Annotated in this window: 11 protein-coding genes; 5 read left to right on the top strand and 6 right to left on the bottom strand. The window is 72.6% G+C overall.

Annotated elements, in window-relative coordinates; genetic code table 11:
* The first annotated feature begins 93 nt into the window (after nucleotides 1–93).
* Complete coding sequence (locus ACZ6R6_RS07725) at nucleotides 94–1,758, top strand: NAD(P)-binding domain-containing protein (RefSeq protein ID WP_470091077.1); 1,665 nt, start codon at nucleotides 94–96, stop codon at nucleotides 1,756–1,758.
* Here ACZ6R6_RS07725 and ACZ6R6_RS07720 read toward each other — a convergent pair.
* From ACZ6R6_RS07720 to ACZ6R6_RS07695, 6 genes are all read right to left on the bottom strand, one after another.
* Nucleotides 1,731–2,891 carry a carboxylate-amine ligase gene (locus ACZ6R6_RS07720; protein WP_470091075.1) on the bottom strand — a complete coding sequence of 387 codons (1,161 nt, stop codon included), beginning with the start codon at nucleotides 2,889–2,891 and terminating at the stop codon, nucleotides 1,731–1,733. The genes ACZ6R6_RS07725 and ACZ6R6_RS07720 overlap by 28 nt on opposite strands.
* A gap of 61 nt (nucleotides 2,892–2,952) precedes the next feature.
* Nucleotides 2,953–4,932, bottom strand: coding sequence for a DUF2264 domain-containing protein (locus ACZ6R6_RS07715; protein ID WP_470091074.1), 1,980 nt, complete (start codon nucleotides 4,930–4,932; stop codon nucleotides 2,953–2,955).
* Nucleotides 4,932–7,307: a polysaccharide lyase 8 family protein gene (locus ACZ6R6_RS07710; protein WP_470091073.1), complete on the bottom strand. Its 2,376-nt coding sequence runs from the start codon at nucleotides 7,305–7,307 to the stop codon at nucleotides 4,932–4,934. Before ACZ6R6_RS07710 ends, ACZ6R6_RS07715 begins: the two co-directional genes overlap by 1 nt.
* Nucleotides 7,308–7,310: 3 nt before the next feature.
* Nucleotides 7,311–8,669, bottom strand: a complete 1,359-nt coding sequence (locus tag ACZ6R6_RS07705) for a M60 family metallopeptidase (RefSeq protein WP_470091071.1) — start codon at nucleotides 8,667–8,669, stop codon at nucleotides 7,311–7,313.
* 280 nt (nucleotides 8,670–8,949) lie between these two features.
* Nucleotides 8,950–10,041 (bottom strand): LacI family DNA-binding transcriptional regulator, encoded by a 1,092-nt coding sequence (locus ACZ6R6_RS07700; RefSeq protein ID WP_470091070.1) that lies wholly within the window; start codon nucleotides 10,039–10,041, stop codon nucleotides 8,950–8,952.
* Between the two features lie 200 nt (nucleotides 10,042–10,241).
* Nucleotides 10,242–11,243, bottom strand: coding sequence for a hydroxyacid dehydrogenase (locus tag ACZ6R6_RS07695; protein ID WP_470091069.1), 1,002 nt, complete (start codon nucleotides 11,241–11,243; stop codon nucleotides 10,242–10,244).
* A 333-nt stretch (nucleotides 11,244–11,576) separates the two neighbouring features.
* On the opposite strand from ACZ6R6_RS07695, the gene ACZ6R6_RS07690 reads away from it, so the two are divergent.
* The 4 genes from ACZ6R6_RS07690 to ACZ6R6_RS07675 are packed head-to-tail and all read left to right on the top strand — an operon-like array spanning nucleotide 11,577 to nucleotide 16,761.
* Nucleotides 11,577–12,644, top strand: a complete 1,068-nt coding sequence (locus tag ACZ6R6_RS07690) for an ABC transporter permease (protein ID WP_470091067.1) — start codon at nucleotides 11,577–11,579, stop codon at nucleotides 12,642–12,644.
* Nucleotides 12,631–13,632, top strand: coding sequence for a carbohydrate ABC transporter permease (locus tag ACZ6R6_RS07685; protein ID WP_470091066.1), 1,002 nt, complete (start codon nucleotides 12,631–12,633; stop codon nucleotides 13,630–13,632). The genes ACZ6R6_RS07690 and ACZ6R6_RS07685 overlap by 14 nt, the downstream gene beginning before the upstream one ends.
* A 28-nt stretch (nucleotides 13,633–13,660) precedes the next feature.
* The gene (locus tag ACZ6R6_RS07680; protein WP_470091065.1) at nucleotides 13,661–15,334 is read left to right on the top strand and encodes an extracellular solute-binding protein; all 1,674 of its coding nucleotides are present in this window, start codon (nucleotides 13,661–13,663) and stop codon (nucleotides 15,332–15,334) included.
* The gene (locus tag ACZ6R6_RS07675) at nucleotides 15,331–16,761 is read left to right on the top strand and encodes a M1 family metallopeptidase (protein ID WP_470091063.1); all 1,431 of its coding nucleotides are present in this window, start codon (nucleotides 15,331–15,333) and stop codon (nucleotides 16,759–16,761) included. Before ACZ6R6_RS07680 ends, ACZ6R6_RS07675 begins: the two co-directional genes overlap by 4 nt.
* Nucleotides 16,762–16,779: the final 18 nt, after the last annotated feature.

Genomic DNA, 16,779 nt, shown 5'->3' with positions numbered 1-16,779 from the left:
CCCCGTTCCCTCGACCGCCTCGACCGCACAAGGAGTGCCCTTGCCACACACCGCTCTCACCACCGGCACGGCCGCGGCGGGGGGCCGGGGCCGATGACGACGACGGGATCCGGCGAGCACGTCCACCGCTACCTGATCATCGGAGCCGGGCCCGGCGGGCTGCAGCTCAGCTACTTCCTGCAGCGGGCCGGCGCCGACTATCTCACCCTGGAGCGGGAGGAGGCCCCGGGAGGCTTCTTCCGCCGCTATCCGCGCCACCGCAGGCTGATCTCGCTGAACAAGGTCCACACCGGGGAGAAGGACCCCGAGATCAACCTGCGCTGGGACTGGAACTCCCTGCTCAACGACGCGCCCGGCCTGCAGTTCCCCCGTTACTCGCAGGAATACTTCCCGTGCGCCGAGGACATGGTGCGCTACCTGGCCGACTTCCAGCGCGAGCACGCCCTCAACGTGCGCTTCTCCACCCCCGTCGACCGGATCGAGAAGGTGGACGGCCTCTTCGTCGCGCACGCCGGGGAGCAGACCTTCCGCGCCGAATGCCTGGTCATGGCGGCCGGCTGGGGCGGCCCGAACATCCCCGACATCCCGGGGATCGAGCTGGCGGTGGGATACGAGGACATGCCGATCGCCCCGGAGGACTTCACCGGCCGGCGGGTGCTGATCATCGGCAAGGGGAACTCGGCGTTCGAGACCGCCCAGGCCCTCCTCGGCCACGCCGCGGTCGTCCATCTCGCCAGCCGGCATCCGGTCCGCTTCGCGTGGACGAGCAAACACCCCGGCGACGTGCGGGGCCAGTACGGCGCGCTGCTGGACAGCTACTGGTTCAAGACCCTGCACGGTGTGCTGGAGTGCGAGGTCGACCAGATCCGGCGCGAGGGCGACCGGTTCAAGGTGGAGATCACCTACACCCTGGCCGAGGACGAGAAGGCGCTGCTGGAATATGACGTGGTGCTGCGCTGCACCGGCTTCACCATGGACACCTCCGTCTTCGACCCCTCCTGCCGGCCCGAGCTCGCCCCGAACGGGCGCATGCCGGCGATCGGCCCCGATTTCCGGTCGACGAACGTCGAGGGCCTCTACTTCGCCGGCACCCTGATGCAGGGCCGCGACTTCAAGGGCGCCTCCTCGGCGTTCATCGACGGGTTCCGCTACAACCTGCGGACCATGGCCCGGCTGCTCGCCGAGCGCTACGACGAGACCCCGCTCGACCACCGGGTGCTGCCGGTCGACCCCGACCAGCTGACGGCCACCATGCTGGAGCGGGTGAACTACAGCTCGGCGCTGTGGACCCAGTTCGAATACCTGTGCGACACGTATGTGGTCGACCAGGACGCCGGGCGGATCCGGCACTACGAGGACCTGCCGGAGGACTACGCGGCCGGCCGGTTCGCCGAGCACGCCCTGTATTTCACCCTCACCCTGCGGTGGGGGCCCCGTGACCACGGCGACGTGTTCGCCATCCAGCGGCACCCGACCCCCGACCGGGCGGACGAGAGCGCCTTCCTGCATCCCGTGGCCCGGGCCTGGCGGCACGGGGAGATGGTCGCCGAGCAGCACCTGCTGGAAGACCTCCTCGCCGTCTGGCGTGACCCGGTCCGGCACGTGCAGCCGCTACGCGCGTTCCTGACCTCCCGGCTCCCCGCCGCCCCGGAGGCCGACCGGCCGCACGGTGCCGAGGCCGGCCGGTCGCACGGTCCCGAGGCCGGCCGGTCCCACGCCCCGGAGACCGATCAGGCCCACACTCCCGAGCCGTCCTGATCCACCAGGTGGTCGATCAGATGGTCGACCACGTCGGCGGGCCGCCCGCGTCTGTCGTGGGCCGCCCGCTGGCGCGCCGCGCCGGTGCCGGCGGCGCGCAGCCGCTCCAGCCGTCCGGCCACCGTCTCCAGGTCGCCGGTCCGCTCCAGGGCCGGGCGGATGTGCCGCAGCAACGTCCCGCACAGCTCGGCGGCGGGCACCAGGCGGCCGGTCAGCGGGTCGACGCCGTGGCCGTCCAGGCCGTCGCGGGCCGCCCGCCAGTATGCCGCCCGCAGCAGCTCGGCCGACAGGGGCGGGCCCGGGTCTCCGCGCTCCACCCGCTCCAGCGACACCACCACCAGCCCCCGCACCACGGCCGCGAGCAGCGCGGACTCCTCGGCCGTGGCGGGCACGTCGCTCACCCGCACCTCCAGCGTCGGCAGCCGCGCCGAGGGCCGGACGTCCCAGAAGATCGTTCCCGGGTCGACCAGCACCCCGGTGTCGGTCAGCGTGCCGATCAGCTCCTCGAACTCGGCCAGGGAGGCGAAGTAGGGGGGCGGCCCGGCCACCGGCCACTTCCCCCAGCTCAGCGTCCGCCAGCTGGCGTATCCGGTGTCGCGGCCCGTCCAGAACGGGGAGTTGGCCATCAGCGCGATCAGCACCGGCAGCCACGGTCGCAGGTGGTTGCTCACCAGCACCGCCCGCTCCCGGTCCGGCAGGTGCACATGGACGTGGCCCGCGCAGATGCTCTGCTCGTCGTGGAGCGCCCGGTAGGTGCCGATCCCCACCCCGTATCGCGGGTGGTCGGTGATCGGCGGCGGGACGACCTCACCGAGCACCGGCGTGCCCGAGGCGACCACGGCCAGCCCTCCGTCCTGGGCCGCGGCGGACACCGCCGCCCGCATCCGCCGTAGCTGCCCCTCCAGTTCGGCGATGCCGGCGCACGGCAGCGTCTTGGCCTCCACCTGGAACCGGGTGATCTCCGTGCCCACCTGCTCGCCCAGCTCGGCGGCGGCGCGCTCCACCACGGCGGCGGCCCGCGGCGCCACCGCCCGCGTCACCGGGTCGACGACCAGATACTCCTCCTCCACCCCCACCAGCGGGCAGAGCGCGTCGAAGGGCGCTGGCTGCGATGAGTCCACGGTCGCCGTCATTCCTACTCCCGCCCGGGGCAGAGCGCCCGTGATTGGCAGCGTGCCTACGACGCCACGGTACCTATCCGATCTTGGTTCCCGGGCGCGAAGCGGCATCTCCGTCCGGTGTCGGCGGGCGGATCAGGGGGGCGTCGGGGTCCGCGGCGGGCCGGACCTCGAAGCGGTCGCCGTCCGGGAGCGTGACGGTGACCGAGGAGCCCTGGACGCCGACCGTGACGGCCTCGCGCAGCGCGCCGGGGTGGACGGCGTCCCCGGACAGCACGACCAGGGACACGTGGATCGAGACCCCGCCCGGATGGGCGGGCGTCCAGAGGTACGGCGTGGCCGAGTGCGGGCCGAAGGCGTTGGCCTCCACCTCGCGGGCCAGGTCGGCCTCCTGCCAGCCGTACAGGCCGACGACCGCGCTGGTGAGGCCGTCGGGGCCGCGGACCGAGGCCCAGCCGGGGCCGGTGGCCGCGGCTGGGGCGGCCGGGCCGGCGACCGGGTGGCCGCCCTCCCGCACGCCGACGCCCTCGGGCGCCTCGACGAAGTGGACGCGGAACTCCCAGGGGCCGCGCACGGTCGAATGCGTCTCGATCCGCCCCCGCCGGCCGGAGACGGAGACCTCCTGCCACGACGACGCCTGGCGGCCGGCGCAGCCGAGCGGGTGGATCCGCCGGCGCCTGGTCGCCACGCCGTCGGCGACCAGCGCGAGGTGGTTGTCGACGTTGCGCCGCCAGGCGTGCGCGGCGGCCTCGGGCGCGGTCCGCGTCGAGTAGGCGAACCTGGCGTAGTGCGGGTCGTCCCGCGCGTGGTCGGGGCCCTCGGGAGGGGGCGGGTTGTGGTCGCTGCCGTGGTTGACCAGGCGGACGATCCCGTCGTGCCGGGTGCCGTGCAGCAGCAGGCCGGCGGCGGGGATCGCCGCCGTCACGTCGTCGTCGTCGATCGGCAGCGCCCCCTCCCCGGCGGTCCACACCGGGTGGTCGGCCGGGAGCAGCAGGCCGAGCAGGCCCTTGGAGGCCCAGTACGGCGAGGCGGGGCCGGAGTAGGACTGCGTGGCCGGCAGGAACGTGTCGTACCAGCCGAGGGAGAGCAGGCCGTCGCGGCCGGGCACGCCGTGCTCCACGAAGTGCCGCAACACGCCGGAGGCCAGCCTGCGGGTCTGGCCGGGGCCGAGCGGGGTCGCCTCCGCCAGCGCGCCCATCCAGACGGGCGCGAGTGACGCGAACCGGTAGCAGAGCGACCGGCCGTGGTGGACCGGGGCGCCGTCCGCCCCGAAGAAATGCTGATATGTCGTGAGGAACTCCGCGAGCCGCTCCCGGTAGACCGTGGCGCGCTCCTCCTCACCCGACATCCGCGTCCACAGCAGCGGGTAGAGGTGCAGCGCCCAGCCGGTGTAGTAGTCGAAGTTGCGTCCCGGTCCGTCGGTGTACCAGCCGTCGCCGACGTACCACTCCTCGATCCGGTCCAGGCCGCGCTCGATCTCACCCTGGTCGTACGGGCCGCCCACCGACTTGAGGAACTCCTCCGTCACCGTCTGGAACAGCATCCAGTTGTTGTCCCAGGTCCGTTTCCCGACGAATCCCGACAGCCATTCGACGGTCCGTTCGCGGGTGCCGTCCGAGAGCCGGTCCCAGATCCACGGCCGGGTCTCGTGCAGGGCGACCGCGATCGACGCCGCCTCCACCATCTGCTGCGAGCAGTGGGTGATCACCGGCCACGCCTCGCCGCTCGCCGGGTCGGTGCCGCTGTCCAGGCCCCGCGCGTAGCGCTCGACGAGGTCCGGCCGGACCTCGCCCCGCGCTCCGGCGATCCGGAACGCGGCGGTGAGGAAGCTGCGCGCGTATCCCTCCAGGCCGTCCAGGACCACGCCCGACCAGCTGGCCCGGCCGGGCAGGCGGATCCGCGCGAAGCCGGGCGAGGCGTACGGCACGAGCGCGTCGAGCAGGTGGTCGGCCGTCGCCTCCCAGTGCGCCCGGGTCCACCCGGTGCGCGGGGAGCGGATCCGGTCGCTCGGCGGCAGCTCCAGGTAGGGCGGCAGTTCCTGGTGAGGAGGTGTCATCAGTGTCCAACCGTCAGAACAGCGGTGTGGGTGTGTCCTCTCGACCCGCCCACCCTCACGGTGATCACCGGGCGCTTCCCGGGCCTGACGGTCACCGTATCGTCGGCCCTCTCGACGCCGTGCGCGGGATGGCCGAGCTCCACGGTGACGGTGTCCGCCGTCCGGGTCGGGTCGGCCACGGCCACGCTGATCCGGCCCGCCTCCCGCCTGACGATCACCGAACACGGTCCGTCGGCCCTGAGCTCCCCGGCCGTCCCCGCCGCGAAGAAGTTGGCGGCCACGGACCGGTGGTCCTCGACCGCCTGGACGTCGGCGCTGTTGACGAGGGTCCGCACCGGGCGGGAGGCCGCCCAGGCGCGGGTCCGCTCGGGGGTCGCCCCGGGCAGCAGCACGTAGGCGTAGGTCGCGCCGGACGGGTCCACCCCGTGGTCGAACCAGAGGGCCTGGTAGCGCCGGGTCGCGTCGCCGGGATCGCCCGAGGTGTCCGAGCCGACGTTGATGTCCCGCCAGTTCCCCGTCCGGTCCTCGCGTAGGGTCACGACCGTCCCCCCGTCGGGGAAGACGTAGCCGCCCACGCCCTCCAGGTGCGCCCAGCGCGGGGTGGACCGTCCGTCCCCGGCGGCCCGCCCGTCCACGAGGAAGGCGGGTGAGCCGTCGTGCAGGTTGCGGTTGTCCACGACCGTCTCGACGGTCCGCCCGTCGGTGCTGGTGATCCCGGCGCCGAGCGCCACCACCGCGTCGTCCAGGCAGAACCACGACTTCCTGGCCCGCAGCGTGCAGTCCTTCTGCGCGAGCTCCATCCCGGCGGCGCCGAGCCCGTCCAGGGTGGTGCCGCCCGACCAGGCGGTGGCCGGCCGCCAGGTGCTGGTGCCCGGCGTGCCGCCCAGATCGTCCCTGGTCCGGGTGTCGACGGTGGTGCCGGGCAGCCGGTAGGGGTTCACCGTCGGCCAGAAGTCGTCGCCGAACTGGCCGAGATCGCCGGTGTGCAGGTAGGTCATGCCGTCCCCGGTGTACCAGCCGTGCAGGTTCTCCCCGTTGCCCGCCTCGTAGGCGGCGATCCGCCGGGACGACAGGCTGATCGCGAACGACCACCCGGGGCGCCGGTGCACGACGCGGTCCATGTCGGCGAAGACGTGGTGCCCCACCGGCTCGGCGGCCGCCGCGACCGATCCGTCGGCCAGCACGGCCCGCGCCAGCCGGATGGCCGGGACGTCGGCGTGCTCCAGGTAGGGGCGGAAGGTCTGCCGGGTGATCCAGCCCTTGGCCAGCTCCCGGAATCTCGACGCGTACGGCTCCGGCGCCCCCTGGGCCAGCAGCAGCACGGAGGTGATGACGCTCCGGCCGGCGGCGTGGTCCTGCTGCGACGGCCGTGACATGGCGCGGCCCCGGACGAGGTCCATCAGGAGCCCGTCCTTGAGGAAGGGGGCGAAGCTCCGCTCCACCGCGTCCAGGACGACCGTCTGGCCGGGGTCGGCGACCTGCCAGGTGGACCCGCCCAGCAGCCCCACCAGCTGTGCCACCGCGGCCAGCAGCACGCTGCCGTAGGAGCCGGTGTAGGCGATGTCGTTGTGCTGGACGAAGGACCCGTCCCGGTAGAAGCCGTCGCCGGAGGTGACGTATCTGAACAGGCTGTTGCGCCCGGCGTCCCGGACGTCGGACAGCCCGTCCCGGGCCGTGACGATCTTGGACGCGTCCCCGCCGACGATGCCGCGCAGTGCGACGATCATCGCCTTGTCGGCGCGGTTGGCCCCCGTCTCGGAGAAGCCGGTCAGGTTGGTCCGCCGGTCGGGGTCGGGGCAGAAGCGGTCCACCACGCGCGTGAACGCGGCGATCCGCGCGGTGCCCAGCCGGTCGTGGAGCAGCACGCAGGTGTCCATCAGCGCCCGGGGCGCGCCGATCTCCCAGAACCACCAGTTGCCGGTCTCCCGCCTGGTCTCGTTGTAGGCCCGCCCGTACACCAGGTCGAGCGCGCCGAGGAGCTCGGCGACGACCGTCTCGTCCCGGTGCTGCGCCGTGCCCGGAGTCGCCCACGCGCGGGCGATCGTCCGGATGCGGGTGTAGCTGATCGAGAAGTTGTCCGGCACCGTGCCGAGCGGCAGGTCGCTCCAGAGCGCGGTACGGCCGGCGTCCCGGATCATCGACCCCCGCAGCTCCGCGGCCTGCGCGGTGAGCGAGGCCAGCGGGGCGGCGTAGACGGGGTCGGCCGGATCGACGGCGCCCCCGCCGATCAGGTCGGCCGCGCGGGCCCTGAGCGTGTCGAGCTCGTCACCGGCGGCGCGGGCCGTACCGGTCATGAAGGGCGCCGTACCGGTCATGAGGGGCAGGAGCGCGGCGGCCGCGCCCAGGCCGAGCATCCCGCGGCGGTTGAGGTCCACGCGTCACTCGCTCAGGGTGCTGGGGTCGACATCGGGGGCGGGCAGCCCGAGCGCGGCGAGCCGGGTGCGGCCCTCGGCGTCGAGCGGCAGGCGCCAGCGGTCGTAGAAGCCGGTCAGGTCGCGGCCGGCCGTCCGGCTGGTGTACAGCGCGAGGTGGCGGTAGCGCTTGGCGGTCTCGGTCCAGTCGGAGGCCGGGGCCTCCTCGCGGACCAGCCGGTGCAGCCGCGGCCAGAAGTCCGCGCCGTAGGCCAGCGTGAGTTGCTGGAGCATGACCAGTTTCTCCATCAGCGCGTAGCCCTTGACGAACTCGGCGCCCTGGCCGAGCTTGGCGAGCGCGCTCTGGTACGGCGTGAGCCCGGTCTTGGCGTCCGGCTTGGTGAGGTTGGACGGCAGCCCGTGGGCCCGCTGCACGGCCAGCGGGTAGAGGTTGGTCGTCACCTCGGTGAGGTCGCTCGGCTTGTAGGCCATCTGCTGGTGCTGGTGGCCCAGCTCGTGCCAGACGCCCCAGCCCCGGCCGTGCAGCCCCTCGACGGTGATCAGCCGGTCGAGGTAGGCGCGCGGGTAGGCGGTCCAGCCGTGGGTGGCGTAGGCCCCGGCCCCGGCCGGCATGCGCGGCGACTCCACCAGGTGGAAGGAGAGCGGGGTGCGGGCGTGCAGGGCGGAGGAGCCGTCCAGGCCGCTGGTGGCGGCGTGGCAGGAGATGACGGTCTCCAGCTCGCGCAGCAGCGCCGCGTGGTCCTCGCCGCGGTGCAGCAGCGCTCCATCGCGGGTGACGGTGACGATCGCGTTGGGCGAGACCAGCTCGGCGTAGGGCGAGTCGGTCCAGGTGTCGAGCCGCTCGGCGAACTCGCTCTCGGTGCTGTCGCCGAGGACGAAGCGGGGCGCGCGCACCGCCCCGGAGCGGAACCGCACCACGGCCTGCTCCCCGTCGCCGGTCAGCGACAGGTAGAGCATCCCGCCGCCGGGGTCGGTGACGGTGTTGGCGCTCTCGGCGAGCGGATGGGCGCGGGGCTTGTCGTAGGCCGGGTCCAGGTGGGTGGCCGGCGCTCCGACGTGCAGGGTCGGCACCTTGCCGCCGTGCGCCTTGACGTCGAGGGCCAGCGCCGCGCCCGGCGCCAGGTAGAGGCCGGTGGAGGTGAACTCGGTGGTGCCGAGGGCCTGCTGCAGCCGGAGCCGCTCGCTCTCGGCCGACGGCCGGCCGCGGACCACGACGGTGCGGTGCGCCGGGGCGGCGGTCCGGGTGGCGCGGTGTCCTGGGACGGCGGCCTGGGCGGTGCCCGGCCGGCCGAGCAGGAGGGCCGCGCCGGCGCCTGCGGCCGCGGTGAGAACGGCGCGGCGGCTGGGGGGAAGAGATCCGGTCATTGCTGTCCCTTCGCGTGGGGGGCTGCGCTGAGTATGTAAGCGATTTCTAAGCCGGATCAAGGCCAGAATGGGTTTTCTATCCCTTTCTATGGCCGTTTCTGCGCCTTCTGACCGGTCGATGGCCGCTCGGGATGCAAGCGCTTACTAGACACGGCATCGGTAGGGCCCGGACGCCGCCGCCCCAGGACGGTCAGCGGCGGTGGCCGGCGGGACGGTCGGCGGAGGGCCCAGGGCTGTCAGCGGTGGCCGGCGGGACGGTCCGTGGCGGGTCCCAGGACGGTCAGCGGCGGGTCCCAGGACGGCCGGCGGCGGGCGGCGCCACCGAGGAGCGCACCACGATGTGGGTGCCGATCCGGATGGAGCTCGTCACCGGGGCCAGATGGTCGTCGGGATCGGACAGCGCCAGCCGTACCGCCTGCTTGCCCATCTCCTCCAGCGGGACGTGCACGGTGGTCAGCATGGGCCGCAGCTCCTGTGCCACCGGCACGTCGTCGTAGCCGACGATCGAGACGTCGGCCGGGATGCGGAGCCCGGCCTCCTCCAGCGCCTGCACCGCCCCCGCCGCGACGATGTCGTTGGCGGCGAAGACGGCGGTGAAGTCGAGCCCCTCGGCGAGCACGGCGCGGACCCGGTCGTAGCCGAACCGCCGGCTGAACGCGCCGGTCTGGACCAGGGCCGGGTCGCCCGGCAGGCCGCGCATCTCCAGGGCGCGCCGGTGGCCGGCCAGGCGGGCGAGCGTGGTCGACAGCGACGGCGGGCCCCCGACGTAGAGGATGCGGCGGTGACCCTGGTTGAGCAGGTAGTCGGTCACCGCGAAGGCGCCGCCCTCGTTGTCGTACTCGATCACGGAGGTGGGCACGTCGGAGCCGATCGAGGGGCGGCCGCAGAGCACCAGGCGCGAGCCGCCGGCGTCGAGGGCGTGGGCCCGCCTGGCCACCTCGGCGGTGAAGGCCCGGTCGTTCACGCTGCCGCCCACCAGGATGACCGCGTCGGCGCGCTGCTCGTGCAGCAGGTCGATGAAGGCCAGCTCCTTGCGGGGGTCGCCCTTGGTGCAGCAGACCAGGCAGAGCCGGCCCGTCTCGGTGGCCTCGGTCTCGACGCCCCGGGCGATGAAGGCGTAGAACGGGTCGACCAGCTCGTTGACGATGATGCCGACCGTGCGGGTGGTCACCCCGGCGAGCGCCCGGGCGTGCGCGTTGACGACGTAGCCGAGCTCCTGGATCGCGCGCTCGACCCGCTCGCGGGTGGCGGCGGCCACCGGGTAGTTCTGGTTGAGCACACGGGACACGGTGGCCGCCGAGACGCCCACGTGTCTGGCCACGTCGGCGATGGTGGCGGACGTCCGCTGGCGGCCCCTGGGCTGACTGTCCACGACACGGCCTCCTCTGGGCTTCAGGGTAGTGGCACGGCCGGGTGCGCGCGGGCCCCCCGGAGAGTCCGAATGATCGGCACGGCCGGGTGTGTACGGGCTCTCGGGAGGGATCACGCGGGTGGCGCGGCCTGGTGCCGGCGGGCTCGCCTGGGGGTTCACGTGATCGGCGCGGCCGGGTGCGCGCGGGCTCTCGGGAGGGATCACGCGATCCGCTCCCAGTCCTGCGCCCGCACCTCGTGGGCCAGGGGCTCGCCCGCGGCGTAGCGGGCGAGCTCCTCGACCGCGAGCGTGCCCAGCCGGGCCTGCTCGTTGCCGAGGGCGCCGGCGACGTGCGGGGTGATGAGCACGTTCGGCAGGTCGAACAGCGGGGAGTCCGGGGGCAGCGGCTCGGGGTCGGTGACGTCGAGCACCGCGTCCAGCCGCCCCGAGACCAGCTCGTCGGCGAGCGCCGCGCCGTCGATCAGCGGCCCCCGGGCGGTGTTGACGATCAGCGTGCCGTCCCGCATCAGGGCCAGGCGCCGCCGGTCGAGCAGCCCGCGGGTGGCGGGGATGTCCGGGGCGTGCACGGTCACGACGTCGGAGCGGCGGCACAGCTCGTCGAGGCCGACCGGGGCCACGCCGAGCGCGCGGGCGCCGGCGGCGTCCAGGTAGGGGTCGTGGACGAGCACGGTGGCGTCGAGCGCGCGCAGCATCCCGATGACGAGCCGGCCGATCCTCGACGCCCCGACCACGCCCACGGTGATGCCCCGGGTGCCGAGCCACGGCAGTCCGGAGAGGTCACGCTTGCGGTGGTGGGCCCGGTAGCGGTGGGCGAGGGGGAAGACCCGTTTGGCGCCGAAGACGATGGCGGCGAAGGTGAACTCGGCCACCGGGACCGCGTTGGCCGCGGCGGCGGAGGTGACCCGCACGCCCCGGTCGAGGACCTCCGGCGCGATGAACGTCTTGACCGTCCCCGCGGCGTGCACGATCGCCCGCAGTTCCGGCGCCAGGTCGAGCGTCGCCGCGTCGACCCTGGGACAGCCCCAGCAGGTCAGCAGCACCTCGGCGGTGGCCAGGGCCTCGGCGGCCGCCGGGCCGGCGAAGCCGGTGAGCACGCCGGGGCGGACCTCGGCGACCTCGTGCAGGCGCCGCCACGCCTCGGGGGTGAACACCTCGGCCGTGTCCGGGGTGTTCATCGCGAGCACGACGCGGGGCCGTCGCACGCGGGGTGGGTCCGGAACCGTCTCGCCTGTCGTGTGCACCGCCGCCCCCGATAGTAAGCGCGTTCTATGAATCGTGCTGGACGATAGGCAACTCGGCGGGGTTCGTCAACCACGATGGCCGTTCCCATGCATATATCTGCTGGAAAACCGGGCTATCCATGCTTGATCGCGCAAATTTGGGTGCGCTGGGGTCTTGACGAAAGGCGTAAGCGCTTACCAGACTTCGGGCAACTCGCCGTGGACATCGGATGTTTTCCGGGTCATCCGCGAAGGACCGAGAACGACTCCGGCCACCCCTCGGGCGGCCGCCCCCCGGCCGAAGGGGACAAGATCATGGGTAATGAGACAGGGCCGCCGCAGGCGGCCCTCCGCCGCTCCGGTGCTCCACCGGAGGCCGTCGTGGGAGAGACGGCGCCCACGCGGCTCGACCCCGCTCCGCGGGAGGCGTCCCCGCCGCGGGCGGCCTCCTCGCGGGGCTCCCGCGGGCAGTCACTGTGGCGGCGGCTGTGGCGGGACCGGGTCATGCTGCTGCTGACCCTGCCCGGGCTGATCTACTTCCTGGTCTTCCACTACGTGCCGCTGTCCGGATACGTGATCGCCTTCCAGGACTACCAGCCGTTCCTCGGCTTCGCCGAGAGCGCGTGGGTGGGCCTGGGCAACTTCGCGACGATCTTCTCAGACCCCGGGTTCTGGGACGCGGTGGCCAACACCCTGCAGATCACCGTGGTCCAGCTCCTGCTGTTCTTCCCGGCCCCGATCGGACTTGCGCTGCTGCTGAACAGCGTGATCAGCGAGCGGGTCCGGCGGTTCGTGCAGAGCGTGGTCTACCTGCCGCACTTCATCGGCTGGATCATCATCGTCTCGATCTTCCAGCAGATCCTCGGCGGGACCGGGGTGCTGCCGGACGCGCTGGAGGGGCTGGGGCTGCCCCGCTACGACATGATGACCGACCCGGGGGCCTTCCCCTGGCTGGTCACGCTCCAGCTCATCTGGAAGGACGCGGGCTGGGGAACGATCATCTTCCTGGCGGCGCTGCTCAGCATCGGCCCGGAGCTGTACGAGGCGGCGGCGATGGACGGCGCCGGGCGCTGGCGGCGGCTCTGGCACGTCACCCTGCCCGGCATCAGCCCGATCATCATCCTGCTGCTCATCCTCAACCTCGGCAGCATCCTGTCGGCCGGCTTCGAGCAGATCGTGCTCCAGCGCGACGCGGTCGGCCCCGAGGCGGGCGAGGTGCTCGACACCTACGTCTACTTCCACGGCGTGCGGGACGGGCAGTGGGGGACCGCCGCCGCCGTCGGCATGGTCAAGGCGATCGTCGGCGCCGCCCTGGTGCTCGGCGCGAACAAGGTGGCCCACCTGTTCGGCCACGAGGGGGTGTACCGCGGTGCCGACAAGTAAGCAGACGGCCAGGCCGGCGGATGAGCCGACGACCAGGCCCACGACCGGACCCACGACCAGGTCCACAACCAAAACCACGACCAGGACGGCGACCAGGACGGCGGGGAAACGGCCGCCGTGGATGGAGCCGCCGAGCAGGCTGGGCCTGGCCCTCAAGGCGCTGCTGCTCATGCTGGTCACGCTGCTCGTGATCTACCCGTTCATCGGGGTGATCGGGACCAGCCTCTCGACCGAGACGGAGATCGCCACGAGCAGCGGGCTGGTCCTGCTGCCCGCCGCCCCGACCCTGGACGCCTACCGGATCGTCTTCCAGGGCGGCGTGGTGACCCGGGCGCTGCTGGTCAGCGTCGGCGTCACGCTGGCCGGCACCCTGGCGAGCCTGTCCGTCACCGTCGCCATGGCCTACGGCCTGTCCCGGCGCGAGGTCACCGGCTCCCGGGTGATCCTCATGGTGGCGCTGTTCACCATGCTGTTCAACCCGGGCATCATCCCGAACTTCCTGCTCGTCCGGGAGCTCGGCCTGCTCAACACCTTCGCGGCCCTGGTGCTGCCCAGCCTGGTCAGCGCCTTCAATCTGGTGGTGCTCCGGTCGTTCTTCATGGGGCTGCCCCGCGAGCTCATGGAGAGCGCCCGCATGGACGGGGCGGGCGACCTGCGGATCCTGCTGCGCATCGTGCTGCCGCTGTCGAAGGCCGTGATCGCGGTGGTCTCGCTGTTCTACGCGGTCTCCTACTGGAACGCGTTCTTCAACGCGGTGCTCTATCTCGACGACACCGAGAAGTGGCCGCTCCCGCTGATCCTGCGGACCTTCGTGCTGCAGGGCCAGTCGCTCACCGACGCCGCCGCCGCGGCGAGCGAGGCGCCGCCGCCCGTCCAGGCCATCCAGATGGCCGTGCTGGTCGTCGCCCTCGTCCCGATCCTGCTCGTCTACCCCTTCCTCCAGCGCTACTTCACCAAGGGCGTGCTCACCGGCGCCATCAAGGGCTGAGTCCGCGCCCTCGAAAGGAGATACCGACGTGTCCAGCAACGACCTACCGGGCATGTCCCGCCGCAACCTACTGCGTCTGGGGGCCGGCACGGCCTTCGGCCTGGCCGCCGCACCGCTGCTCGCCGCGTGTTCCGGGGGCGGCGCCGCGGCGCCGGCCAGTGCGTCCGGGGTGAGCGTGAAGCTGCCCGCCTACGCCGCGCTGACCGGCGGCGGGGCTCCGGACCTGGCGGCCACCGCCCAGGGGGTCCCGGCCGGCTACTTCACCTACCCCGACAAGCTCTTCCGGGCGGTGCCGCGGCCGCCGCTCTCCGGCGGCAGCGTGAAGATCGCGGTCTCCACCTTCCTGCCCCCGCCGCCGCCGAGGGAGCGGAACCCGGCCTGGCAGGAGATCGAGAAGCGGCTCGGCGGCACGGTCGACATGATGATCGTCCCGGACGCCGACTGGGTGACGAAGTTCAACACGATGGTGGCCGGGGACAACCTGCCCGACATCTTCCTCTACATCGGCGGCTCCGGGGTCAACAACCTCCCCGCCTTCCTCGCCGCCAAGTGCGCCGACCTGTCCCCCCACCTCTCGGGTGACGGGATCAAGGCGTATCCGAACCTGGCGAACATCCCCACGACGGCCTGGAAGTCCTGCGTCACCTCGGGCAAGCTGTACGGCCTGCCGATCCCCCGGAGCCTCACCGGCGGCTCCGGCTTCTACCGGCACGACCTGTTCGCCGAGGCCGGGGTCACCGACCTCGCCGAGATCACGGACCTGGACCGGTTCGCCGAGCTGATGAAGGAGCTCACCCGGCCCAAGGACGGCCGATGGGCGATCATCGGCGGCATCTCCACGGTCATGGCCAAGATGTACGGCGCGCCGTACTGGTGGCGGCTGGACCAGGCCACCGGCAAGCTCGTCGCCGACATCGAGACCGAGGAGTACAGGGCCGCCGTCGAGTTCTCCCGCAAGCTCCGCGAGGACGGGGTGTACCACCCCGGCTCGGACGGGATGCAGAAGCTGCAGATGCGCAACGAGTTCCGGGCGGGCAAGGCGGCCTACATCTACGACGGCCTGCCCTCCTACCTCGGGCCGGGCCAGCACCTGGAGACGATGAAGAAGATCGACAAGAGCTTCGACCCCCGGCCGTTCGCCCCGGTGGGCGGCCGGGCCGTCTCCTGGAACGACAACATCCTCTACGCCTACACGCTGGTCAAGAAGGCCGACGAGGCCAGGATCAAGGAGCTGCTGAGGGTCGCCGACTTCTTCGCCGCGCCGTTCGGCAGCGAGGAGTACACGCTCATCAACTACGGCGTCGAGGGCACCGACCACAAGCGCGACGACAAGGGCAACCCCATCGTGACCGAGCAGGGCGCCCAGGACATCGCGGTGCCCTGGAAATACGTCACCGCCCCGCCGCAGGTGCTGTTCGACGCGGCCTCCGCCGAAGGGGTGCGCCACGTCCACGAGGCCCTGTCGAAGCTGATCCCGATCAGCGTGGACGACCCCACCCTCGGCCTCTACTCCCCGACCTACGACAGCAGATTCGAGAGCCTCGTCACCCTGCGCGGCGACCGGATCAAGTCCATCATCGCCGGCCGCGCCCCGATGAGCGACTACGACCAGATGGTCAAGGACTGGAAGGCGCAGGGCGGCGACAAGGCCCGCGCCGAGTACGAGCAGGCTCTGCAGCAGGCAGGAGGACCCACCCGGTGAAGCGTCTCGCCACGGTCGCGGCGGCCGTACTGGCCGCCGCGGCCCTCACCCCCCCGGTGCTGGCCGCCACCCCCGCCGACCACGTCCCCTCGCCCGGCGCCCCCGGGCTCGGCGACCCGCTCTACCCGCTGCTCGGCAACGGCGGCTACGACGTCCGGCACTACGACCTGTCCTTCGACTACACGCCGGGGGCCAGGACCTTCACCGGGAAGGTGGAGATCCGCGCCAAGGCCACCCAGGCGCTGTCGGCCCTCAACCTCGACTTCGACCGGCACACCGTGGACGCGATCACGGTCGAGGGCCGGCCGGCGACCTGGGTCCACGACGGCGGGGAGCTGGTCGTCACCCCGGACCGGCCGATCGGGTACGGCCGGCCGTTCACCGTGACCGTCGACTACCACGGCACCGGCACCGGCCCCTACACCGGCCTGAGCGGCTGGAGCTTCGGCGCCGACGGCGGCTTCGCCTCCGCCGCGCAGGCCAGCCGGGCCGACACCTTCCTGCCGGTCAACGACCACCCCTCCGACAAGGCCACCTGGACCTTCCGCGTCACCGCCCCCGAGGGGTATGTGGCCACCGGCAACGGCGTGCTCACCGGCACGGCCGACAGCGGCGGCGGCAAGACCGTCTGGACGTTCGAGGCGCGCGAGCCGATGGCCTCCGAGCTGCTCGGCATCGCCGTGGTGAAGGGCGTCCAGCGCTCCGGCACCGGCCCGCACGCCCTGCCGCTCCGGCACGTGATCCCCGCCGGGCAGGAGGCCAAGTACGGTCCGATCGCCGACCTGACCGGCGAGCAGATCGCCTGGGCCGAGAAGCGGTTCGGCCGCTTCCCGTTCAGCACCTACGGCGTCCACATCTACGACGGCTACAAGGACGCCCTGGAGAACCAGACGCTCTCGCTGTTCGGCACCGGCTGGTTCAACCGGCCCGACGGCACCGACAGATACACCACCACCATGGTCCACGAGCTCGTCCACCAGTGGTTCGGCGACTCGGTCACCCCCGCCACCTGGCAGGACGCCTGGCTGAACGAGGGGCCGGCCGTCTACTACGCGGCCGTGTGGGCCCAGGAGCGGGGCTGGGAGCAGGTCGCCGACAAGATGCGGACCGTCTACGGCAAACTCGACGCCGTCCGGCTCAAGGACGGCCCGCCCGGCAGACCCAAGGGGCTGGGCGGCTACAACATCTACGACGGCGGCGCCCTCGTCCTGTACGCCCTGCGGCAGCAGGTCGGCGAGGAGGACTTCGACCGCGTCATGCGCACCTGGGTGCGGCGCCACAAGCACGGCAACGCCTCCACCGAGGACTTCGTCGCGCACGCGGTGCAGACCACCCACCGCCAGGACCTCGACGGCTTCCTGCGGGGCTGGCTGTACGGCGAGAAGAACCCGCCGATGCCCGGACACCCCGACTGGGTCAGCCCGTGACGGGCCGGGACCGGCAGA

This window comes from Streptosporangium sp. NPDC048886, assembly GCF_055586905.1.
The sequence above is the reverse complement of the archived record's forward strand: the minus strand, read 5'-3'. Positions and strand labels throughout refer to the sequence as shown.

Coding starts and splice junctions, on each gene's coding strand:
- ACZ6R6_RS07725 (WP_470091077.1), top strand. CDS start 94: ATGACGACGACGGGATCCGGCGAGCACGTCCACCGCTACCTGATCATC.
- ACZ6R6_RS07690 (WP_470091067.1), top strand. CDS start 11,577: ATGGGTAATGAGACAGGGCCGCCGCAGGCGGCCCTCCGCCGCTCCGGT.
- ACZ6R6_RS07720 (WP_470091075.1), bottom strand. CDS start 2,891: ATGACGGCGACCGTGGACTCATCGCAGCCAGCGCCCTTCGACGCGCTC.
- ACZ6R6_RS07705 (WP_470091071.1), bottom strand. CDS start 8,669: ATGACCGGATCTCTTCCCCCCAGCCGCCGCGCCGTTCTCACCGCGGCC.
- ACZ6R6_RS07715 (WP_470091074.1), bottom strand. CDS start 4,932: ATGACACCTCCTCACCAGGAACTGCCGCCCTACCTGGAGCTGCCGCCG.